The following is a 21,038-nucleotide window of genomic DNA, read 5'->3' on the forward strand; positions in this document are numbered from 1 at the left end:
GTCGTATCAATCCAGTACTCAGGCGTTTTCGGAGACGCGAATCTCCTCGTGCTCCAAGCCCCGCGACGAATCGGGGACAATTTTGAACAGTGCGATGGCGCCGACCAGGCTGATAGTGCATATCGAGGCGAGGTACCAGGTGACGCCTACCGAAGACCCGGTGGCGTCCAACAGTGCGGTGGCGATCATCGGCGCCAGTCCACCGCCGAGAATCGCACCACTCTGAAGGATCAGAGACGAACCGGAGTAGCGGACCTTGGCCGGGAAGGTATCGGCGATGATGCTGCCCTGGACACAATGTGTGACCGGAACGATCAGGCCCATGCCCAGGAACGCGATGACGGCGACCATTTTGTTCTCGGTGTTGAGCAGCGGGAAGAACACGATGCACCACAACAGGATTGCAGCTGATCCGCCGATGAACATGTGCCGACGCCCGTACTTGTCGGCGATCTTTGTCCAGAACGGGATGGAAAGGAACCACAGGACTGCTGCCGCGGTCACGCTGAGCACCAGGAATTGCTTGTCGTAGCCCAGATGTTGAGTTCCGTACGACAGGGTGAACACCATGAAGGCGTACGCCACGGCGGAGTTCGCCAAGCACGCGGCGAGCGTGAGAGACAAACGGGGGAAGCCGACCTTGAGCGACTCACGCAGCGGGAAGCGGACTATTTCGCCCTTCTCCATGATCCCGGCGAAAGACGGCGACTCGGTGACGCGCAGGCGAATCACCAGACCGATCGCCACCAGAACGAAGCTGAGCAGGAACGGGATTCGCCAACCCCACGAAGCGAATGCCGAGTCCGACATCACGGCGTTGGTCGTCAGGAAGATGCCGTTGGCGAGAACCAGTCCGGCGGGCGTGCCCATCTGCGGGAAACCTGCGTACAGATTCTTCTGCCCTGCCGGCGCGTGCTCCATCGACATGAGTGTCGCACCGGCGCCTTCACCGCCCAGACCGATGCCCTGAACGACGCGCATCGCCACCAGGAGGACGGGCGCCCAGAAACCGATGGAGTCGTAGTTCGGGATGAGGCCGATGAGTGTGGACCCGACGCCCATCATCACCAATGAGACCACGAGCGTGGCCTTGCGCCCGATCCGGTCACCGAAGTGCCCGAACACGAGTCCACCCACCGGCCGTGCAATGAACCCGACGGCGAAGGTGCTGAAGGCAGCCAGCGTGCCGGCCGTGGGGCTCAGGCTCGGGAAGAATTGTTTGTTGAAGATCAACGCGGCAGCTGTGCCGTAGAGAAAGAAGTCGTACCATTCGAGAGTTGTGCCGGCCAGGGTTGCCATGGCAACTCGGCTACGGGCCGCTTTCTCCGGCAACGGCTTTCCGTCGCTCGTAGTGCTGTTGGATATCTTGTCTGACATCGCGGAACCTATCGATTGGATGGGGCAGGCGGACGATGAAGTCTGTAGTCACCGACCCCGTCTTCGGGATTGTCGGTATCACGAGCGTCGTCGATCGTTGTGTTTGGAATTGTGCTCGCTCGAGACATGACTCACAAATGCCGAATTCACCGTCCGCCATACCGGAAAAGGTATAGCCGGGGCCTCAGACGAGACCCAGGAAGCGTTCGGCATTCCCCCGCGAAATCAGTTGGCGCGCAGTATCGTCCAAGAACTCACTCTTGCGAACCACCTCACCGACCGGACGCTCCCCCAAGGGGTACGGGTAATCACTACCCACCATCACACGGTCCACCCCCACCGTGTCCACCAACAGTCGCAGCGCGCGCTCGTCGAAGACGACGGAATCCACGTAGAACCTTCCCAGGTAGTGCGAAGGCGGGAACTGCGACGTACCGATGATATCGTTGCGGCCGTGCCAGGCGTTTTCCATCCGTCCCAACCAGAACGCGAAAGATCCACCACCGTGCGCAAATCCGATCTTGAGACGATCGTCGATCTTGTCGAACACCCCACCGAGAATCAGTGCGAGTATCGACAGGTGCGTTTCGGCCGGCATCGCAGTGAGCCACTGCGCCATCCAGCGATCGAGGCGCGGAGAGTTGGCCATGTCCCACGGGTGCACGAATACCGGCACGTCCAGCGACGCGCAGTGCTGCAGGAACGTCACCACGCCCTCGCTGTCGAGGTCCAGATCGCCGACATGATTGCCGATCTCGACACCGCGGTGCCCGTTCGCGATGCACCGCTCCAACTCACGGCACGCTGCGTCGGTGTCTTGCAGAGGCACCTGGCAGAAGGGAATCAACCGATCCTTCGCCGGCTCCACGATCTCGAGTGCGAGGTCGTTGAAGATCCGTGCAATGCGACTTGCCTGCTCACCGCTCCGGCCGTAGTTGAAGAACGCCGGAGTAGGTGAGACGACCTGCTTCTGCACGCCGTCGGCATCCATGTCCCGAAGCCGCACCTCGGCGTCCCAGGCATCGGACTGGATGCGACGGAACTCCTTGGTGCCCATCATGATCATTGCTTCGGTTTCCGACTCGACCTTCAGCCACGGCGCTTGCGGCCCCGCGTCTTCGGTCAGATCCGGCCACCCGTTGGGCACGTAGTGGGTGTGGATGTCGATCAGGTTGCTCATAGCTCAGCCCTTGCCGGGATGGAGCGTGCCGCACTTGTCACACGTGCGGGCTTCTTCGCTCTCGTAGAACTTGACGAACACCGGCGGAAGGTCGGCCACGATGTCGCGCACCTGAAGTTCGACCTCGTGAATCTTGTGATCACATTCGAGGCAGTACCACTGGAACTTCTCGAGCGTGCCTTCCTTGCGGACGCGTTCGATGACCAGGCCGATCGAGCCCGCGGTGGGACGCTGCGGCGAATGCGGAATGTCTCCTGGCAGCAACCAAGTTTCACCCTCGCGAATGTCGACGCGCTGAGGACCGTCTTCGGTCATGACATTGACGTGGATGTCGCCTTCGAGCTGGTAGAACCACTCCTCGTACGGATCGAGGTGGTAGTCGGTCCGCTGGTTGGGGCCGCCGACGACCTGCACGATGAAATCGTCTCCGAGCGCCATCGTCTGATTGTTGACGGGCGGCTGCAGGAGGTGGCGGTTGTCGTCGATCCACTTCTTGAAGTCGATGACGGGAGGAATCGTGGTCATGATGCATTCTCCGTATCTTCGGACGCCGAGCGTCGGGAGGCGGGCACGTACGCCACGCCGGAAATTTCGATGAGCAGGTGAGGGTGGGGCAGCTGGTGAACAGCCACAGTCGTTCTCGTCGGACCGTTTTCGTCGAACAGTTCGGCGTACACCTCGTTGTATCCGCCGAAGTCGTTCATCGACACCAGGTAGGAGGTGACCTGAACCAGATCACTGAGTTCTCCACCCACTTCGGCGAGAATCGCCGCGATGTTCTCGATGACGGCACGCGTCTGCGCCCGAATGTCGAGCGCCGTGGTCCCCATCTCGTCGACCGCGACGCCGACAAACGTGTTGTCGGGCCGACGCGAACTGGTCCCGGAGACATAGACGAAATCGCCGACCACCTTGACGTGGGGGAACTTTCCGCGCGGCTTCGCCAGCCTCTCGATGACCTGCGCCCCACTCATCGCTTCACACCTTTCACCGTGACGGTTCCGAGTCCGTCGATCGTGCACTGTGCGACGCCCTCGTCGAGTCGCACAGCTGCTGTGGCGGCACCGGCCAGAATTACCTGACCGGCGCGCAACGGAATTCGGCGTCGGCGGGCGATGTCGAGCAGTGCATGCAAAGCGCGCGCCGGATCGCCGAGAATGGCCGACGTGGAACCGACTACCGTCTCACCGCCGACTTCCATACGTACGGAACGGTCTTCGACGTTCTGTAGCGGCAGCCACCGCCCGATCACGTATCCGGCAGCGCTGGTGTTGTCAGCGACGACGTCGGTGTAGGTGAAGCGGAAGTCGCGATAGCGCGAGTCGATGATCTCCATTGCGGGAGCCAGCGCGTCGACGCAGGTTTCGATGTCGACGTTCGGATCGTCGAGATCGACGTCCTTCGACAGGCGGTATGCCACTTCGGGTTCGATCTTGGGATGAATGAACGTCCTCAGGTCGACTTCGCCGCCGTTGCTCACGCACATCGCGTCGGTCAACTGACCGACGATCACTTCGGAGACACCCATCTGCGCCATCTTCGCTTGGCTTGTGAAACCGAGCTTGATACCCACAATCGATTCGCCACGGCTGGTCCGCCGTTCGAGGAGTTCGTTCTGGATCCGGTAGGCCTCGTCGATGTCGATGGTGTATTCGTCGGCGAGGCTCGGGGTGTCGGTGCGAGTCTGCGCAGCGTCGTCGAGGCGACGCGCGAGCGCGGATACGGTGTCTTCGGGGGCTGTCATCACGCCTCGCTCATTTCTGGAAAACTTTTGCGGTTTCGATGTTCACAGTTGCACACATACATTCGTCGGTTCGGTGTAGAAGTGCAGCGAGGACTCGCCGCCCTCACGTCCGATGCCGGACAGGCCCATACCGCCGAAGGGAGATCGCAGTTCGCGGGTGAACCACGTGTTGACCCAGGAGATTCCGACGTTCATCTTCTGCGCGACGCGGTGTCCGCGGCGCAGGTCGTTGGTCCACACAGAGGCAGCGAGGCCGTACTCGGTGTCGTTTGCCAGGGCGATCGCCTCGGCTTCGGTCTCGAACGGAATGAGTGCTGCGACGGGTCCGAAGATCTCCTCGCGCACGACGCGATCCTTGTTGGTCAAGCCTGTCCACAGGGTGGGTTCGATCCAGGCTCCGCCCGACAGTTCCTGTCCGAGGTCCGGAATACCGCCGCCGGTCAGCACTTTCGCGCCTTCCTGCTCGGCGATCTCGAAGTAGTCGAGAACCTTCTTCCGATGCGCCTGCGAAATGAGCGGTCCTGTCGTCGTTGCATCGAGCGTCGGGTCGCCCAGACGCAATCCTGCTGCCCGCTCGACGAGTCCACCGGCGATGTCGTCGAAAATGCTGCGGTGCACGTACACCCGCTCGGTGCACAGGCAGACCTGGCCGGTGTTGGTGAACACCGACTTGGTCAGACCCGTCAGAGCCTCGTCGATGTCGACGTCGTCGAACACGATCGCGGCGTTCTTGCCGCCGAGCTCGAACGAGACCGGACGGACCCGCGGGGCAACGGTTTTCATGACATGCGAACCCGTTGCCGAAGATCCGGTGAAGGTGACGCCGTCGATACCGGGGTGCGTGGTGAGGAACTCGCCGGCCGAGTTCGCACCGAATCCATGGACGACGTTGTAGACGCCGGCAGGCAGGCCGACCTCTTCGAGCACCTCAGCCAGCAACGACGCAGTCGCCGGGGTTTCCTCGGAGGGCTTGACCACCACGGAGTTTCCGCACGCGAGCGCGGGCGCAACCTTCCAGGTCAGGAGAAGCAGCGGCAGGTTCCACGGAACGATCACGGCGACGACGCCGAGCGGCTTGCGGATCGCGTAGTTCAGCGCCTGCTTGCCGCCCGCGAGGTCCGTGACAAACGATTCCTGTCCCGCCGCGGCGACGATGTCGGCGAAGGTGCGGAAGTTCGTCAGGGCGCGCGCGACGTCGAGTTCGCGTGCCTGCGTGATCGGCTTGCCGGTGTCCGCCATCTCTGCGGCGACGAACTCTTCGAATCGCTCCTCGATCCGGTCGGCGGCGCGTCGCAGCAGAGCCGTCCGCTCTCGAACCGGCGTATCGGCCCAACCGTTGTCCAGAGCACGTCTGGCAGAGGTCACGGCCCGATCGACCAGGGCCTTGTCGGCCTCGTGGACCCGGGCTAGAACACGGCCCGTTGCTGGGTCGACCTGATCGAAGCTCGACGACTCGTCGGGTTCGACATAGGAGCCGTCCACGTAATTGCGGATCCATCCGTCGCATTGTGAGGTCATGGACTAACTATTGGCCCGTGACCCATATCAAACAAATGCAAAAACTGCCGCCAGCTATACCTCGATCGGCATAGATGGCGGCAGTTCGGCCACACAACTCAGCTCTGCATGTCGGCGCCGAGCGCCTCAGCGTCGCAGATACGCCAACTGCACGTTGACGGATTTCTCCGCGACCGGCCACAACTTCGGGTCCACGTCGGAGTAGACGTGTTCGACTACGTCGCGCACCGAGGCCGACTCGCCCAACGTCGACAGAGCGGCCCGCACCTGATCCAGACGCTCCTCGCGGTGGGCGAGGTACTGCTGCGAAATCGCCTGCAGATCGGGTAGGTCCGGACCGTGCCCGGGAAGAACCGTCAGTCCTTCGCCGAGTGCGGCCAGCGATCGCAGCGAGGTGAGGTAGTCCCCCAGATCGCCGTCAGAGTCGTCGAGAACTGCCGTGCCGCGGCCGAGAATGGTGTCGCCCGTCAGCACGCTCGCATCGTTCTCGATGACTATCGACACCGAATCCGCGGTATGGCCCGGCGTCGCGAGGATCCGCAACTTCAGGCCCGCTACCTCGATCACTTCACCGTCGACAAGCGCCGAAGCGCCCCCGCGAAGAAAAGTAGGGTCGACGGAACGCACTGGAGCCGAAGTCAATTCGTGGAAACGGTCCACCCCGCCGGTGTGGTCGTAGTGCCGGTGCGTGATCAAGGTCAGCGCTACCGGACCGATACCAGCGACACGTTGCAGGTGTTCCTCGTCGTTGTCGCCTGGATCGACGACAACACACTCGACGCTGCCCGGAGCATGCAGAATCCAAGTGTTCGTACCGTCCAGCGTCATCATGCCCGGGTTGTTCTCGAGCAAGACCGAAGCGATGTCGGTGACGCGGCGAAGCTGCGCGTAGGCGGGATGGACAGTCGGCATCAGCGAACTTCGACGATCAGTTCCACCTCGACCGGAGAGCCGAGGGGAAGTTCTGCCACGCCGACTGCCGAACGGGCGTGGATACCGGCGTCGCCGAGCACCTCACCGAGGAACTCGGATGCGCCGTTGATCACGCCGGGCTGACCGGTGAATCCTTCGGCGGATGCCACGAAGCCGACAACCTTGACGACACGAACGACGTTGTCGATGCCGACCAGGGCGTCGATGGCAGCGAGAGCGTTGAGCGCGCAGGTGCGAGCCGCGGCCTTGGCGTCCTCATCCGACACGCCCGCGCCGAGCTTGCCGGTCAGCGCCAGTTTTCCGTCGACGAACGGGAGCTGACCCGACGTGTACACGTGGTTGCCGCTGCGAACCGCGGGAACGTACGCAGCGACGGGTGCCGCGACGGCGGGAAGTGCAATGCCCAGTTCGGCGAGACGCTCCGACCAGGTCTGTGTTGCCTCTGCCATGTGATTCAGCCCTTCGGACGCTTCATGTACGCGACGTGCTGCTCGCCCGACGCGCTCGGCAGGACGGCGACGAGTTCCCAGCCGTCGACACCCCAGTTGTCGAGAATTGCCTTCGGATTGTGGACCAGCAACGGAGTCACGGTGTATTCCCAGGAAGTTATTTCGCTCATGCGGTGAGCCTATCCCGCGTACATCTTCGGCCCCAGACTTATAGGCTCGCGGTGTGGTTGCATCCCAAGATGAGCTGAGCAGGACCTGGCCCGAGTCTGCGACGAAGGCCCGCCTGCACTTTGTGTCAGGTAAAGGCGGAACCGGTAAGTCCACGGTTGCCGCCGCGTTGGCGCTCGCGTTGGCCGAAGGCGGCAAGCGCGTTCTCCTCGTGGAGGTCGAGGGCCGCCAGGGAATCGCGCAGCTCTTCGACGTACCACCGCTTCCACCGCAGGAGACCAAGGTCGCGGCCGCCGAAGGTGGCGGTGAAGTGATGGCTCTGGCCGTCGACATCGAGACCGCGTTCCTCGAATACCTCGAAATGTTCTACAACCTCGGCTTCGCCGGCCGGGCGATGCGTAAGTTCGGCGCCATCGAATTCGCCACCACAATCGCTCCAGGCCTTCGCGACGTTCTGCTCACCGGCAAGATCAAGGAGTGCGTCATCCGCACCGATCGAACCGGCAAACGCGTGTACGACGCCGTTGTCGTCGATGCTCCCCCGACCGGGCGGATCGGCAGCTTCCTCGACGTCACCAAGGCGATGGCCGACCTCGCCAAGGGCGGCCCGGTGCATTCGCAGAGTGAAGGCGTCGTTCGGCTGCTGCACTCGCCGGAGACCGTCGTACATCTTGTTGCGCTTCTCGAAGCGCTGCCCGTTCAGGAAACCGCCGACGCCGCCGCAGAACTGGCGCGTGACGACCTCAACCTCGGTGCCATCATCGTCAACCGCGCCAGCCCGAGGTTCTTGCCCGAAGACCAACTCTCCGGTGCTGCAGCCGGCAACATCGATGCAGCTTCGATCCGGTCGACGCTCTCCGATGTCGGCATCGATCTGTCCGACGACGACTTCGCCGGCCTGCTCACCGAGACGATCGAGCACGCGTCGGTGCTCGAAGCTCAAGAATCCAGTGCGGAGAAGCTCCGCGAGATCGACGGCGCGCGGGTGCAACTTCCCGCACTCGCCGACGGCGTCGATCTCGGTGGGCTCTACGAGCTGGCCGAATACCTCACGGAACAGGGCGTGTGATGACCGAGACCACCGAGAACGTGACGGTCGGCAGTTCCAGGACCGGCCGACGCGCAGCTCCTGCCCTCGATATTTCGGCGATCATCAAGGACCCGACGGCCCGGATCGTGGTGTGTTGCGGCGCAGGTGGCGTCGGCAAGACCACGACGGCTGCGTCGCTGGCGTTGCGGGCAGCCGAAGAGGGCCGACGCGTAGTCGTCCTCACCATCGATCCGGCCCGTCGCCTCGCACAGGCCTTGGGTGTGGCCGAACTCGACAACACTCCGCAGCCGGTGAAGCTGGGTCCCGAGGCCACGGGCGAACTCCACGCGATGATGCTGAACATGCGTCGGACTTTCGACGAGATGGTCATCGAGCATTCGAGCCCTGAGAAGGCCGAGCAGATCCTGGCGAATCCCTTTTACCAAACCGTTGCCACATCGTTCTCCGGAACGCAGGAGTACATGGCGATGGAGAAGTTGGGGCAGCTGGCGTCGAACGACGCGTGGGATCTGGTGATCGTCGATACCCCGCCGTCGCGCAATGCGCTCGACTTCCTCGACGCTCCACAGAGGCTCGGAACATTCCTCGACGGACGGATGATCCGGCTGCTCTCGGCACCCGGCCGTGGCCTAACCAGGCTCGTGGCCGGCGCGATGGGATTGGCCCTGAAGGGTGTCTCGACCATCGTGGGAAGCCAAATGCTTTCGGATGCATCGGCATTCGTGCAGTCGCTCGACTCGATGTTCGGCGGTTTCCGTGAACGCGCCACGAAGACCTACGAGTTGCTGCGTCAGCCGGGGACTCATTTCCTGGTGATCGCAGCGGCCGAGCCCGACGCTCTCCGTGAGGCGGCGTTCTTCGTCGATCGCCTTGCGGGTGACTCGATGCCGTTGGCCGGTCTGGTTCTCAACCGCACTCACCCGACGTTGACGGCTCTGCCTGCCGATCATGCGGTGACCGCCGCCGACAAACTGGAAGCGAAGGAAAATCCGACCGAGGCCGAGGCCCTCACCGCAGCCGTTCTCCGCATCCATGCCCATCGGGCAGTGATCGCGAAGCGAGAAATCGCCTTGCTGAGTCGATTCACCGCAGCTCACCCGAGGGTGCCGCTGATCGGTGTTCCGTCGCTACCGTTCGAGGTCTCGGACCTCGAGGCGCTGCGCGCGGTGGGAGATCAGCTCACTCGTAAGGGCTGATCCCCCGATCGACCTGGATCAGACTGCTGAGTGATGCTGGCGCTGGTCTTCGAAGAACTCGGACCAGGAGTCGACGTCGGGGTGCTGCTTGAGCAGTGCACGGCGCTGACGTTCGGTCATTCCGCCCCACACACCGAACTCGACACGGTTGTCGAGAGCATCTGCTCCGCACTGCATGAGGACCGGGCAGTGACGGCAGATGGTGGCTGCCTTGCGCTGTGCGGCGCCACGAACAAAAAGTTGGTCGGGATCGACCTCGCGGCATCGCGCCTGAGTTACCCAGGCAATTCGTGCCTCGGCCTGCTCGATGTCCAAACGGCTACTCGGGGTGGCTGTGTACATTCTGGGTCCCCTCTACAAAGTCTGACCGTCGCCATGAGGCGAGCAGCGCACCATCTCAGCCGTCTCGCGGTAGCACGTGAAAGCTGAGACACATTCGTGATCGAGTGTTACGTCGATCACACTGATCACAATTTAGGTAAAGAACGCCCCTAACGCAAGACGGTCGGGAGCATTTTTTGGTACGGCAGTACAAAGCGCGTGTTCAGGAGGTTTTGAACACCCGCAAAACACTGAAACCGGTTCCAATGGGTGGGCACACGTACTCTGTAGATCGTGTCGATTGCAAAAACAGTGGCGAAGCTCGCCGGAAGCTCCGCATTGGCGGGTGTCCTGGTCGCAGGGGTGATGTTCCCGGTGGCCGGCGGATTCGGATTCGCGTCCAATCGCGCTGCCGATACCGTCGACAACGTCTCGGCCGAACTGGTCGAAGGCACGGTCCCCGCGGTGTCCACCATGGTCGATGCGGCAGGCAATCCCATTGCCTGGCTGTACGACCAACGACGCTTCGAAGTCCCGAGCGAGAAGATCTCCAACAACATGAAGTTGGCGATCGTCTCCATCGAGGACCGCCGGTTCCCCGACCACAAGGGCGTCGACTGGCAGGGAACGCTGCGCGCCTTCCTCACCAACACGACGACCGGTGAAGTGCAGCAGGGCGCGTCGACACTCGATCAGCAGTATGTGAAGAACTACCAACTGTTGGTCGTGGCCAAGACGGATGCCGAGCGCCGCGCTGCCATCGAGACCACCCCGGCCCGAAAGATCCGCGAGATCCGGATGGCGCTGACGCTGGACAAGGAACTCACGAAAGACGAGATCCTCACCCGGTACCTCAACCTCGTACCGTTCGGCAACGGATCCTTCGGCATTCAGGACGCGGCTCAGACCTACTTCGGCGTCGACGCCGCAGATCTGACCGTTCCGCAGTCCGCGATGCTGGCCGGCATGGTTCAGTCCAGCTCCGCGCTGAACCCGTACACGAACGTCGAGGGCGTGACCGAGCGTCGTAACACCGTGCTCGACACCATGATCACGAACATTCCGGATCGTGCCGACGAGTTCCGTGCAGCCAAGGAAGAGCCCCTCGGCGTCCTCGAAACCCCCAACAACTTGCCGCGCGGCTGCATCGCTGCAGGCGATCGCGGATTCTTCTGTGATTACGCACTGAAGTACCTCTCGGATGCCGGAATCACCCGCGACCAGATCAACGAGGGTGGTTACCTCATCAAGACCACTCTCGATCCGCAGGTCCAGGCGTCCACCAAGGCCGGACTGAACGCGAACGCGAGCGCCAACCTCGACGGCATCGCGAACGTGATGAACGTGATCAGGCCGGGCCAGGATTCACACAAGGTCATCGCGATGGCCAGCAGTCGCACGTACGGACTCAATGCCGACGCCGACGAAACCGTCCAGGCGCAGCCGTACTCCCTTGCCGGTGACGGTGCGGGTTCCGTCTTCAAGATCTTCACGACCGCTGCGGCGATGGAGAAGGGCCTCGGCATCAACGCGACCCTCGACGTGCCCAAGCGCTTCGAAGCCAAGGGCATGGGTAGCGGTGGTGCGGCAGGCTGCCCGGTCTCGACGTACTGCGTGGAGAACGCCGGCAACTATCCGCCGACGCTGTCCGTGACCGACGCCCTGGCACAGTCCCCAAACACCGCTTTCGTCAAGCTCATCGAGGCGACCGGCGTCACGCCGACCGTCGACATGGCTGTCCGTCTCGGCATGCGCTCGTACGCCGATCCCAACACCTCGGGCTTCGACGAGCGCAGCATGGCCGACTTCCAGAAGGAACAAAACCTCGGTTCGTTCACCCTCGGCCCCACCTGGATCAACCCGCTCGAACTCTCCAACGTCGCGGCCACTCTCGCCTCGCACGGCAAGTGGTGCCCGCCGAGTCCCATCGATTCGGTCTTCGACCGCTACGGCAAGCCGGTGGCCGTCACCGAGCAGGGCTGTGAGCAGGTCGTCGAGCCCGGCTTGGCAGACACACTCGCCAACGCCATGAGCCGTGACGACGTCGGCGCCGGTACGTCTGCCGGTGCCGCGAGCAGCGCCGGATGGAGCCTGCCGATGTCGGGCAAGACGGGTACCACCGAGACCCACAAGTCCTCGGCGTTCCTCGGTTTCACCAACAACCTCGCTGCGGCCGTCTACATCTTCGGCGACTCCCCGACACCCGGCGAGATCTGCTCGAGCCCGCTACGCCCCTGCTACAGCGGCAACCTGTACGGCGGTACCGAACCGGCGAGATCCTGGTTCGCGGCAATGAACCCGGTCGCCAACAACTTCGGGCCCACCTCGCTGCCCCCGATCGACGAGAAGTACGCACGGGGATCACAGAACGGCCAGGTTCCCGAGGTTGTCGGCCTGAGCCAGTCGGCGGCGACGTCGAGGTTGCAGGCGTCCGGCTTCACGGTCAATTCCGTGACCACGGCGTCCGGAGCACGGGCGGGAACGGTCACCGGAGTTTCGCCGTCCGGGTCCGCGATCCCGGGTTCGACCGTCACGATCTACATCAGTGACGGCTCCGTGAGGGCTCCGGCAGCACCCGCATCCCCCGCGGCTCCGGCACCGGGCGCGACTCCCCCGGATGCGACTCCGCCGGGAGGCGAACCCGCACCGCCTGCGGGGACCCCACCGAACTGACGGCCCTGAAAACTGACGGCTCTGAAAACAAGAACGGCCGCGATCTCCGAGTGACTCGGAGTTCGCGGCCGTTTTCGGTTTCCGGTGGCGCGCTTCTACAGGCGGGACTTCACTGCTGCAGAGATACGTGCGCCATCGGCCTTGCCCTTGGCCAGCGCGCTGGCGGCCTTGATGACCTGGCCCATCTGACGCATACCCGGACGCTCACCGAGCTCCTCGGACACCTGAGCGAGGGCGGTGTCGACGACGTCGACGAGTTCGGCGTCGGTCAACGGCGTCGGCAGGTACTCGTCGATGATCTGAGCTTCGGCGCGCTCTTTCGCGGCAAGTTCACCGCGGCCGTTCTCGGTGTAGATCTCGGCCGATTCGCCGCGCTTCTTCGATTCCTTTGCAAGGACTTTGATGATTTCTTCGTCGGTGAGGACCCGTGCTTCCTTACCGGCAACCTCTTCGGTCTGGATGGCTGCCATGAGCATCCGAAGGGTGGCTGTACGTAGCGGATCCTTCGCCTTCATGGATGCAACCATGTCGGTTCGGAGGGTGGCTTTGAGCGATGGTGTCGTGTCGGACATGGTGGAAACGCTACGCGCTCGGCGTTTCGAGCGTGCCGATAGTTACCTCCGCCCGGACACAATTCTCTGTGGAATAGCTGCAAAAGACAGCGAGAGCGACGCAGAAGAACGCCACACCCGTATCCTTGAGAGGTGTCTTCCCAGTTCCGCACCAATCTGACCCGCACCGCACTTGGTGCCGCGGGCGCCGCTGCACTAGGGATCGGGTACGCATCCGGCATCGAACGCAATGCATTTGCACTGCGTGAGGTGACGATGCCAGTCCTGGCGCCCGGTTCGTCGTCGCTGCGGGTCCTCCATCTCAGCGACCTGCACATGATGCCGAACCAACGGTTGAAACAGAATTGGTTGCGTGAGCTCGAAGGCCTCGACCCCGACCTCGTGGTCAACACCGGCGACAACTTGTCGCATCAGCGCAGCGTCCCGGCAGTGGTCCAGGCGCTCGGCGATCTGTTGGCTCGGCCGGGTCTGTTCGTCTTCGGCAGCAACGACTACTTCGCTCCGAAACCGAAGAATCCACTGAGCTACATCTTCAACAAGGACAAGCGCATCACCGGGGATCCCCTCCCCTGGGGCGATCTGCGGGCCGCGTTCACCGAACGTGGATGGCTGGACATGACCCACGTGCGCCGCGAACTCGAAGTGGCCGGTATTCGCATTGCTGCCGCCGGCGTCGATGATCCGCACCTGAAGCGCGATCGCTACGACACCGTCGCCGGAACACCCAATCCCGTCGCCCAGCTCAAGCTCGGCCTGACGCACTCACCCGAACCTCGAGTTCTCGACCGGTTCGCCGACGACGGCTACGACCTGGTGCTCGCCGGCCACACGCACGGTGGTCAGCTGTGCCTTCCGTTCTACGGCGCGCTGGTCACCAACTGCCAGATCGACCGATCCCGGGTCAAGGGACCGTCGAAGTGGGGCGCACACACCCAGCTGCACGTCTCAGCAGGCATCGGCACTTCGCCGTGGGCTCCGGCACGCTTCTGCTGCCGCCCCGAGGCAACTCTGCTGACTTTGGTTCCGGCGACCAGGCGCGAACCGGAGCATGTCTCCGCACACAGTTCCGCAGAGTCTCCAGCGTCGGTTCTACGCAACTGACCTGCGGATTTAATGTCAGTCGACTCGGTAATGTAAGCTAACCGAGGTTCGACACGGGGTGTGGCGCAGCTTGGTAGCGCGCTTCGTTCGGGACGAAGAGGTCGTGGGTTCAAATCCCGCCACCCCGACAGTGAAGAACAGAAATCGAGGCCCTTCCGCTTACGCGGGAGGGCCTCGATTTCGTTGACGATAAGGTGAAGCCGTGGCATCCGAACCAGACTTCGCGCACAACGACATGGCGAGCCGTAGCCGACGTGAGAAAGCTGTCGGTCTTGCCAAGTTCGCCTGGGATCGCGATATCAGTAGTGCAGAGTTGCTCGACATGCCCGACGATCGGCTGCGCAAGCTTGCGCGGGCGGCGGGCGCCAATCCGCCGAGCACGCGGGAGACCTGGACGATCGCGGCCGGACTGCTCGACGAGAAAGCCGTGTGGGCAGCAGCCAACCCAGACCGTCCCGAAGCTCGGCGTGAGCATCCGGACGAGAAGATCATGTGGGTGAAGAAGCCGATCGAGCCCTGGCTGTGACAGCCGAATTGAGTGCAGCTGTGACAGCCGAATTGAGTGCAGCTGTGAAGCGGTGATCGGCAGGTCGATGAAGTAGTTGTGGATTGCTCCGCACCAGCCCAGTTGGCGACCTTCTGGGCCGGAATCCTCGGTGGGCAGCCGGTGGAGCGGAGCGCGGAGTGGGCGTTTGTCGACCCTCCAGGATGGACTCGCCTCGCCTTCCAACGTGTACCGGAATCCAAGCTGACGAAGAATCGTCTACACATCGACGTCAGTGTGGATGACGTCGTCGCTGCGACCGAAGCTGCCGAGCGCCTCGGCAGCAACTCGGGTCGGCACTGTCCAGGAGGACCCGGCCGGCACCTTTCAGGTGCTGCTGGATCCCGAGGGAAACGAGTGGTGCGTCGTCCGAAGTGCCGGAAGGTGATTTACGCTCCCGCTACGGTTTCGCGAGCCCAACGGTAGTCGGCCTTACCGCTGGGCGAGCGGAGGATGCTTGGTACGAGCACGATCGAGCGGGGGATCTTGTACCCGGCGACGTGGGTGCGGCAATGCTCCGACAATGATTCCGTCGCAACATCTTCGAATCCCGGTCGAACCTGCACCACAGCGGCGACCTTCTCGCCGAATCGTGCGTCGGGCGCGCCCGCTACCAAGGCGTCGAAAACTGCCGGGTGAGTTTTGAGTGCCTGCTCCACTTCTTCGGGGTAGACCTTCTCTCCGCCGGAGTTGATGCACATCGAACCGCGCCCGAGCAGCACGATGGTTCCGTCAGCTTCCATCGTGCCCATGTCCCCGAGTACCGCCAGACGCACCCCGTCGACGACGGGAAAAGTTGCAGCAGTCTTGGCCGGGTCGCCGAAGTAGGCAACAGGAACATGTCCGGCCCGGGCGATGAAACCGACTGTGTCCGAGCCTGGTTCGATGCGACGGAATTCGTCGTCGACAAGAATCATGTTGGGGTTGGATCGAATTCGTTTGGAACCGTCTTCACCGAATTCGACGACGCCGTCGTTGCCGGATTCCGAAGCACCGAATGCATCCTTGATCACCAGTCCCGGTAATCGGGTTGTCAGTTCCGCCTTCAGGTTCGGGGAGGACAATGCGCCACCCGACCCGATCAGTTGGAGAGTCGAAAGGTCGTAGCGCCCTTCGCTTGCGGCGATGGCGTCGGCGATCGGCCGAGCAATCGCGTCGCCGACGACGGTGATTCCGGTGATCTTCTCGGCCTCGACCAGTCGCAGCACTTCCATCGGATCGAAGCTGCGGGTCAGCACTCGGGGCGCTCCCATGAGGAATGCCGTGAGCAGTGAATAGATTGCGGCCCCATGCATGAGCGGCGGGATGAGTAGCAGCACAGTTGGATTGGTGTTCGCTACAGCTGCATCCACAACCTCTTCGAGGCTACGACGCGGCGGCCCGCTGAGGTTCGCTCCGGACAGGGCGGCAAAGAAGAAGTCCTCGTGCCGCCACACCACACCCTTGGGCATTCCCGTTGTGCCGCCGGTGTAGATGATGAAATGGTCGTCGTTGCTGCGAGGGCCGAAGTCGCGGGTATCAGTCTGCGCGGCAAGGGCGTTCTCGTAGTCTTCGCCGACGATCAACACGTGGGTGATCTCCGGACACTGCGGAACCACGGCCAATGCCGTCGGCGCGAATTCCTCTTCGACCAGCAGTGCCACCATTTGAGAGTTGGTGTAGATGTACAGGAGTTCTGCATCGGTATAGCGGAAGTTGACGTTGATCGGTACCGCTCTGATCTTCAAGCAAGCCAGGAGCGCTTCGACGTACTCGACGCAGTTACGCATGTGAATACCGACGTGCTGCCCAGGCTCGACGCCCACCGACTGCAGGTGATGAGCGAGTCGGTTCGATCGCAGTTCGAGTTCGGCGTAGCTCAATCGCACGTCTTCCAGAATCAAGGGAACTCGATCGGGGATCGCATCGGCAACGGCCTCGAACAGATCGGCAATGTTCAGGGTCATCGAAATCCTCACTACACGCGTCTTCGCTTACCAGTACAGGTCTTTCGCGAAGCTAACACGTTGGTCGCACCCTGAAGTCCGAATTGCGTAGCGGTCCCGCTGAGCGAGACCTGACGCGCCGCTCACCTGGCATCAACGGTGCGGATACCTCCCTGACCAAGCCCGATAGCCGAAAGGTAGGGTAGCCTAATGCACTCACGCACCACTCTCCGGAGCCGCACGTCGGTCCGGGTCGCCATGGTTGCCCTGGCGACTGTTTTTGCCGCTACGGCCTGCGGCTCTTCCGACGCCGGCGGCAACGCAAACGGCAACACCGATGTCGCGACCGGCGGCAAGCTGTTCAGCACCGCCGACACGGAAACCGCGAAGCTCGGCAGCGATGCCGCGCCAGGCGAGTTCCCTCGCACCATCACCCATGCCCTGGGCGAGACCACCCTCGAGGCCAAGCCGACCCGCGTCGTCGTCCTCGACAGCGGTGAACTCGACGAGGTTCTCTCGCTCGGGATCACCCCGGTCGGCATCGCCAGCCCGGAAAGCGCCGCCGGTCAGCCGTCGTACCTGGCGGACAAGTTGGTCGGTGTCCCCGACGTCGGCACGACCAACAACCTCAACCTCGAGGCGATCACCGCACTGCAGCCCGATCTGATCCTCGGCAGCAAGCTGCGCCAGGACAAGCTTTACCCGCAACTCGCGGCAATCGCTCCGACGGTCTTCAGCATCCGCCCCGGCTTTCCGTGGAAGGAGAACTTCCTCCTTGCCGGTGACGCACTCGGCGAGGAGACCAAGGCTGAGCAGGTTCTCAACGACTACCAAGAGCACGCCGACAAGGTACGTGAGTCGATCGACGGTTCCCCGACCGTTTCACTGGTTCGTTTCATGTCCGGGAAGCTGCGCCTGTACGGCAATCTGTCGTTCATCGGCGTCATCTTGAAGGACGTCGGCCTGCCCCGCCCGGCGATCCAGGACATCGACGAACTGGCCGTCGAGGTCAGCCCGGAAACGATCACCGAGGCGGAGGGTGACCGAATCTTCTACTCCAGCTACGGAAATCCCGCCGACACCGGCCAGACCACGGTTGTTGCCGGACCGCTGTGGGCCAGCATGGACGCAGTCAAGGAAGGACGCGCCACCGAGGTGAGCGACGAGACCTGGTTCCTGGGTCTCGGCCCGACAGGTGCCGGCCTGGTTCTCGACGACCTGCAGGCCAAGCTCGGCAAGTAGCCGTCACCGGCACAAAGAACGCCGCCCGACTCTCCGGAGTCGAGCGGCGTTTTTTGTTCAGCGGTTGTCCTGCTCGAGGTGTTCGTTCATCGTCGAGTGAAGGTCGACGAGAAATTCCTCGAATCGACTGAGCAGTTCGGGCGGGTACTTCGCCATCATGGCGTCGAGTCGCACGGCAAGGGGCCCGAAGAACTCGTCCGCCAGGTCCTGCACATGCGCACTGCTGTGCAGCGTGACCACTCGCCGGTCGGCATTCTCTCGGGTCCGGACGATATGTCCCGCCTTCTCCAGGCGGTTGAGCAACGCGGTGGTTGCACCCGACGTCAGCGAGATCCGCTCTCCGAGGCGGGCGGGTGAGAGCGGCGTCCCCTTCTCCTCGGCAGCGGTGATTTCCATCAAGGCAGTCGCGTCGGTGGAATGCAGGCCGAGCCACGACGCGAATCGATGGCTGAATTCGGTGAACGTGCCACCGTACGCGCGGAATTCGTCCATCAGCCGCTCCCGCTCTACGGAGATGTCGCGCGGTGCCTCCACCTCGGTGATCCCACCTTTCCTGTGCCAGACGGCGGCCGGTCGAACCCAGCGCGCACGTTGACAACTTACCGCCTCAAATATACCTTCATAATAAAGTTACTTCACAATGGAGGTTTATTCGTGAACATCTCACCCACCACCCGCAAGTGGTTGGGCCTGATCGCCATTGCACTCGGCGTGGCACTGATCGTCGTCGACACCACGATCGTCAACGTCATAGTTCCCTCGATCATCGAAGATCTCGGGATCAATTCCGTTCAGGCTCAATGGATCCAAGAGTCCTACGCAATCGTGTTCGCGGCACTCCTGCTTCTGGTCGGCAGAGTTGCCGACCTGGTCGGCGCCCGTCGTATCTTCATCGCCGGTGTCGTCGTGTTCGGGGCAACGAGCCTGCTGGCCGGACTGGCGCCGAACGGCGGTCTGCTCATCCTGGCGCGCTTCCTGCAGGGCGCCGGCGCGGCCATGATCCTGCCCACGTCACTGTCGCTTCTGAACGCGATGTTCACCGGAAAGGCGCGCGGCCAGGCCTTCGCGGTCTGGGGCTCCACCATCGGCGCTGCATCCGCCCTCGGCCCATTGCTCGGCGGCTGGCTTGCCGAACATGCCTCATGGCGTTGGGCATTCGGGATCAACATTCCGCTTGCTGCGCTCATTCTGATCGGCGCAGTGCTGTTCATCGCGCCCTCACCCCGCACCGCTGGGCGCATCGACGCCACCGGAGCGGCACTGTCCATCGCCGGGCTCGGCCTGCTGGCCTTCGGCCTCGTCGAGGGACGTACGTACGGGTGGCTGACGACGAAGGAACCCTTCGATCTGTTCGGTCTGTCATGGTCCAGCGGACCGTCGCCGGTTCTGGTGGCGTTGGTTCTCGCCGTTCTGTCGCTCGGTGCGTTCGCCTACCGTCAAACCATGCTCACCCGCAGCGCCGATCCGTCGCGGGCGCTGATGGACGTACGGTTGTTCTCCATCTCGTCGTTCCGCAACGGCAACATCGCGACGCTGATCATCGGGCTCGGCGAGTTCGGAATCGTTGCGGTGCTTCCTCTCTGGCTCCAGTTCACGCTCGGATACAGCGCACTCCAGGCAGGGCTCGCACTGGTTCCCATTGCCATCGGCAGCTTTGTCGCCAGTGGTGCGAGCTTCGGGCTGGCATCGAAGGTCTCGCCGTTGGGCTTGGTCCGTATCGGTTTGGCTCTCGAGGCGCTCGGTCTCGCCGGTCTCGGATTCATCGCTGCGACAGACAGCCCCTGGTGGACTATCGCCGCAGTGCTGTTCTTCTACGGAATCGGCGTCGGTTTTGCGACTGCGCAGGTGACCAACGTCGTGCTCGAGGAGATTCCCGAGCAGAGCGCCGGTCAAGGCTCCGGCATTCAGAGCGCGTTCCGCCAACTCGGATCCGCACTGGGCATCGCCGTCCTCACCACGGTCTTCTTCAGCACTCTCAATTCGACACTGAACAACGACCTCACCGGATCCGGTGTCGACCAAGCTCAGGCTGATCAGTTGACGCGGGCAGTCACCGACAGCGCAGGCGCCGCCATCGACTCGCTGGCCGGTTCACCGAACACTGCCTTCGTCGCCGACGCTGCCCAATCTGCGATGACTCACGGCATCACACTCGGCGGATACCTTGCAGCCGGATTTGTCGTGGTGGGCCTGATCGCCACGGCGCTCATCCCGAACAAGCCGGCCCCGTCAAACGAGGAGGAAACGAAAGCAGCAGCCGACGTCGCCTGACGGTCGGATCGGTGCAGTACGGTGCCGGTATGCGATTGCCCTGGTCACGGTCATCACAGTCACGGTCAGCACAGTCACGGTCAGCACAGTCACGGTCAGCACCGGTGCTCAGTGAGGCCGACATCGTCGCCGTAGGTGAGCAAGCACGCGAACTGGTACTCCCAGGTTTCGCGACGTTCGACGAAATCTGCGAAGCCGCCCGAGACTGTGTCGAGGGCGGCTTCGAGAACGACGAACTCGGCAGACAGATCGACGCAGTAGTGCGTGAGGTCTGGGACCGAAGACTCGAGGAGCAGACCCAGTGGACGGCTCCCGGAGACTTCGAGCGCCTCTCCACAGCCTTCGCCGAACTCGAACGCAACGGCATCGTGGCCCGGATGAACTTCACCTGCTGCATGCAGTGCGGCACTACCGAAATCGACGACGAACGCACGCCGTCCGAACCCGACGAGAACGGGTATCCCTTTGCTCAGTGGGCGTACACGTTCTTCCACATGCAAGATGCGGAGCGTCTCGGCGACGAGCCGTCCGATCTCTACTTGTCCTACAGTGCGTTTCGTCCGGCCCACGATCTCGATCCCGCGCTGGTCGCCGCTGCCTTCGGCGGCGACGAAACCGCCAAGGCACATATGATTGCGCACACCGATCAGACCGTCGGGCGCCAGGTAGCCGACGCACTCCGAGCCCAGGGGCTGAGCGTCGATTGGAACGGTGACAACAATCAGCGTATCCGTGTCACCGACGTAGGTTGGCGCAAACCGCTTCCGCAGTAG

22 protein-coding genes and 1 tRNA gene are annotated in these 21,038 nt (G+C 62.8%); 10 read left to right on the forward strand and 13 right to left on the reverse strand.

The genetic code is table 11. From position 1 onward, the window contains the following. Window positions 1-18 precede the first annotated feature (18 nt). The 9 genes from ACYP01_RS25895 to ACYP01_RS25935 form a co-directional block, all read right to left on the reverse strand. Window positions 19-1,377: an MFS transporter gene (locus ACYP01_RS25895; RefSeq protein ID WP_314673474.1), complete on the reverse strand. Its 1,359-nt coding sequence runs from the start codon at window positions 1,375-1,377 to the stop codon at window positions 19-21. A gap of 184 nt (window positions 1,378-1,561) precedes the next feature. Further along, complete coding sequence (locus ACYP01_RS25900; RefSeq protein ID WP_042446676.1) at window positions 1,562-2,557, reverse strand: amidohydrolase family protein; 996 nt, start codon at window positions 2,555-2,557, stop codon at window positions 1,562-1,564. Between the two features lie 3 nt (window positions 2,558-2,560). Further along, window positions 2,561-3,082, reverse strand: coding sequence for a 3-hydroxyanthranilate 3,4-dioxygenase (locus ACYP01_RS25905; RefSeq protein WP_003943511.1), 522 nt, complete (start codon window positions 3,080-3,082; stop codon window positions 2,561-2,563). Next, window positions 3,079-3,531, reverse strand: coding sequence for a RidA family protein (locus tag ACYP01_RS25910; protein WP_063315191.1), 453 nt, complete (start codon window positions 3,529-3,531; stop codon window positions 3,079-3,081). The genes ACYP01_RS25905 and ACYP01_RS25910 overlap by 4 nt, the downstream gene beginning before the upstream one ends. Beyond that, a complete protein-coding gene (locus ACYP01_RS25915; protein WP_042950503.1) occupies window positions 3,528-4,301 on the reverse strand; it encodes a 2-keto-4-pentenoate hydratase in 774 nt (257 codons plus the stop codon). The genes ACYP01_RS25910 and ACYP01_RS25915 overlap by 4 nt, the downstream gene beginning before the upstream one ends. A 42-nt stretch (window positions 4,302-4,343) precedes the next feature. Beyond that, window positions 4,344-5,819 carry a 2-hydroxymuconic semialdehyde dehydrogenase gene (locus tag ACYP01_RS25920; RefSeq protein WP_459683071.1) on the reverse strand — a complete coding sequence of 492 codons (1,476 nt, stop codon included), beginning with the start codon at window positions 5,817-5,819 and terminating at the stop codon, window positions 4,344-4,346. A 126-nt stretch (window positions 5,820-5,945) separates the two neighbouring features. Then, window positions 5,946-6,731 (reverse strand): MBL fold metallo-hydrolase, encoded by a 786-nt coding sequence (locus tag ACYP01_RS25925; protein WP_230359451.1) that lies wholly within the window; start codon window positions 6,729-6,731, stop codon window positions 5,946-5,948. Further along, entirely contained in the window at window positions 6,731-7,201 is a 471-nt protein-coding gene (locus ACYP01_RS25930) for a RidA family protein (protein ID WP_003943508.1), read from the reverse strand. Before ACYP01_RS25930 ends, ACYP01_RS25925 begins: the two co-directional genes overlap by 1 nt. Before the next feature lie 5 nt (window positions 7,202-7,206). After that, entirely contained in the window at window positions 7,207-7,371 is a 165-nt protein-coding gene (locus ACYP01_RS25935) for a hypothetical protein (RefSeq protein WP_003943454.1), read from the reverse strand. 53 nt (window positions 7,372-7,424) lie between these two features. Between ACYP01_RS25935 and ACYP01_RS25940 the strand changes: the two genes are divergently transcribed. Both ACYP01_RS25940 and ACYP01_RS25945 read left to right on the forward strand, forming a co-directional pair. Beyond that, a complete protein-coding gene (locus tag ACYP01_RS25940) occupies window positions 7,425-8,438 on the forward strand; it encodes an ArsA family ATPase (RefSeq protein ID WP_037130910.1) in 1,014 nt (337 codons plus the stop codon). After that, window positions 8,438-9,616: an ArsA family ATPase gene (locus tag ACYP01_RS25945; RefSeq protein ID WP_459683072.1), complete on the forward strand. Its 1,179-nt coding sequence runs from the start codon at window positions 8,438-8,440 to the stop codon at window positions 9,614-9,616. The genes ACYP01_RS25940 and ACYP01_RS25945 overlap by 1 nt, the downstream gene beginning before the upstream one ends. Window positions 9,617-9,634: 18 nt before the next feature. Here the strand turns inward: ACYP01_RS25945 and ACYP01_RS25950 are convergent, their stop codons facing one another. Beyond that, on the reverse strand, window positions 9,635-9,958 hold the full coding sequence (locus ACYP01_RS25950) for a WhiB family transcriptional regulator (protein WP_007732375.1): 324 nt from the start codon (window positions 9,956-9,958) through the stop codon (window positions 9,635-9,637). Between the two features lie 291 nt (window positions 9,959-10,249). Here ACYP01_RS25950 and ACYP01_RS25955 point away from each other — a divergent pair, with 291 nt between their 5' ends. Further along, window positions 10,250-12,610: a penicillin-binding protein gene (locus tag ACYP01_RS25955; RefSeq protein ID WP_047270021.1), complete on the forward strand. Its 2,361-nt coding sequence runs from the start codon at window positions 10,250-10,252 to the stop codon at window positions 12,608-12,610. Window positions 12,611-12,705: 95 nt separating this feature from the next. Here ACYP01_RS25955 and ACYP01_RS25960 read toward each other — a convergent pair whose 3' ends face one another. Further along, window positions 12,706-13,182 carry a GatB/YqeY domain-containing protein gene (locus ACYP01_RS25960; protein WP_003943491.1) on the reverse strand — a complete coding sequence of 159 codons (477 nt, stop codon included), beginning with the start codon at window positions 13,180-13,182 and terminating at the stop codon, window positions 12,706-12,708. A gap of 132 nt (window positions 13,183-13,314) precedes the next feature. Between ACYP01_RS25960 and ACYP01_RS25965 the strand changes: the two genes are divergently transcribed. From ACYP01_RS25965 to ACYP01_RS25980, 4 genes are all read left to right on the forward strand, one after another. Further along, window positions 13,315-14,283 carry a metallophosphoesterase gene (locus ACYP01_RS25965; protein WP_003943461.1) on the forward strand — a complete coding sequence of 323 codons (969 nt, stop codon included), beginning with the start codon at window positions 13,315-13,317 and terminating at the stop codon, window positions 14,281-14,283. 54 nt (window positions 14,284-14,337) lie between these two features. Further along, window positions 14,338-14,411 (forward strand) — tRNA-Pro (locus tag ACYP01_RS25970). A gap of 74 nt (window positions 14,412-14,485) precedes the next feature. Further along, window positions 14,486-14,809, forward strand: coding sequence for a hypothetical protein (locus ACYP01_RS25975; protein WP_003943496.1), 324 nt, complete (start codon window positions 14,486-14,488; stop codon window positions 14,807-14,809). A gap of 78 nt (window positions 14,810-14,887) precedes the next feature. After that, a complete protein-coding gene (locus ACYP01_RS25980; RefSeq protein WP_459683073.1) occupies window positions 14,888-15,253 on the forward strand; it encodes a VOC family protein in 366 nt (121 codons plus the stop codon). On the opposite strand, the gene ACYP01_RS25985 is transcribed toward ACYP01_RS25980, so the two are convergent. Further along, on the reverse strand, window positions 15,217-16,773 hold the full coding sequence (locus ACYP01_RS25985; protein WP_459683074.1) for an acyl-CoA synthetase: 1,557 nt from the start codon (window positions 16,771-16,773) through the stop codon (window positions 15,217-15,219). The genes ACYP01_RS25980 and ACYP01_RS25985 overlap by 37 nt on opposite strands. 189 nt (window positions 16,774-16,962) lie before the next feature. Between ACYP01_RS25985 and ACYP01_RS25990 the strand changes: the two genes are divergently transcribed. Beyond that, a complete protein-coding gene (locus tag ACYP01_RS25990; protein WP_003943522.1) occupies window positions 16,963-17,994 on the forward strand; it encodes an ABC transporter substrate-binding protein in 1,032 nt (343 codons plus the stop codon). A 57-nt stretch (window positions 17,995-18,051) separates the two neighbouring features. Here ACYP01_RS25990 and ACYP01_RS25995 read toward each other — a convergent pair whose 3' ends face one another. After that, window positions 18,052-18,486 (reverse strand): MarR family winged helix-turn-helix transcriptional regulator, encoded by a 435-nt coding sequence (locus ACYP01_RS25995; protein ID WP_202427148.1) that lies wholly within the window; start codon window positions 18,484-18,486, stop codon window positions 18,052-18,054. A gap of 162 nt (window positions 18,487-18,648) precedes the next feature. Here ACYP01_RS25995 and ACYP01_RS26000 point away from each other — a divergent pair, with 162 nt between their 5' ends. Both ACYP01_RS26000 and ACYP01_RS26005 read left to right on the forward strand, forming a co-directional pair. Beyond that, window positions 18,649-20,265 carry a DHA2 family efflux MFS transporter permease subunit gene (locus tag ACYP01_RS26000; protein WP_042446649.1) on the forward strand — a complete coding sequence of 539 codons (1,617 nt, stop codon included), beginning with the start codon at window positions 18,649-18,651 and terminating at the stop codon, window positions 20,263-20,265. A 104-nt stretch (window positions 20,266-20,369) separates the two neighbouring features. Continuing rightward, on the forward strand, window positions 20,370-21,038 hold the full coding sequence (locus tag ACYP01_RS26005) for a DUF6891 domain-containing protein (RefSeq protein WP_459683075.1): 669 nt from the start codon (window positions 20,370-20,372) through the stop codon (window positions 21,036-21,038).

The organism is Rhodococcus sp. no. 34, assembly GCF_054589475.1.

Coding starts and splice junctions, on each gene's coding strand:
- ACYP01_RS25930 (WP_003943508.1), bottom strand. CDS start 7,201: ATGGCAGAGGCAACACAGACCTGGTCGGAGCGTCTCGCCGAACTGGGC.
- ACYP01_RS25895 (WP_314673474.1), bottom strand. CDS start 1,377: ATGTCAGACAAGATATCCAACAGCACTACGAGCGACGGAAAGCCGTTG.
- ACYP01_RS25900 (WP_042446676.1), bottom strand. CDS start 2,557: ATGAGCAACCTGATCGACATCCACACCCACTACGTGCCCAACGGGTGG.
- ACYP01_RS25960 (WP_003943491.1), bottom strand. CDS start 13,182: ATGTCCGACACGACACCATCGCTCAAAGCCACCCTCCGAACCGACATG.
- ACYP01_RS25945 (WP_459683072.1), top strand. CDS start 8,438: ATGACCGAGACCACCGAGAACGTGACGGTCGGCAGTTCCAGGACCGGC.
- ACYP01_RS25985 (WP_459683074.1), bottom strand. CDS start 16,773: ATGACCCTGAACATTGCCGATCTGTTCGAGGCCGTTGCCGATGCGATC.
- ACYP01_RS25905 (WP_003943511.1), bottom strand. CDS start 3,082: ATGACCACGATTCCTCCCGTCATCGACTTCAAGAAGTGGATCGACGAC.
- ACYP01_RS25915 (WP_042950503.1), bottom strand. CDS start 4,301: ATGACAGCCCCCGAAGACACCGTATCCGCGCTCGCGCGTCGCCTCGAC.
- ACYP01_RS25920 (WP_459683071.1), bottom strand. CDS start 5,819: ATGACCTCACAATGCGACGGATGGATCCGCAATTACGTGGACGGCTCC.
- ACYP01_RS25910 (WP_063315191.1), bottom strand. CDS start 3,531: ATGAGTGGGGCGCAGGTCATCGAGAGGCTGGCGAAGCCGCGCGGAAAG.
- ACYP01_RS25950 (WP_007732375.1), bottom strand. CDS start 9,958: ATGTACACAGCCACCCCGAGTAGCCGTTTGGACATCGAGCAGGCCGAG.
- ACYP01_RS25990 (WP_003943522.1), top strand. CDS start 16,963: ATGCACTCACGCACCACTCTCCGGAGCCGCACGTCGGTCCGGGTCGCC.
- ACYP01_RS25935 (WP_003943454.1), bottom strand. CDS start 7,371: ATGAGCGAAATAACTTCCTGGGAATACACCGTGACTCCGTTGCTGGTC.
- ACYP01_RS25925 (WP_230359451.1), bottom strand. CDS start 6,731: ATGCCGACTGTCCATCCCGCCTACGCGCAGCTTCGCCGCGTCACCGAC.
- ACYP01_RS25995 (WP_202427148.1), bottom strand. CDS start 18,486: ATGGACGAATTCCGCGCGTACGGTGGCACGTTCACCGAATTCAGCCAT.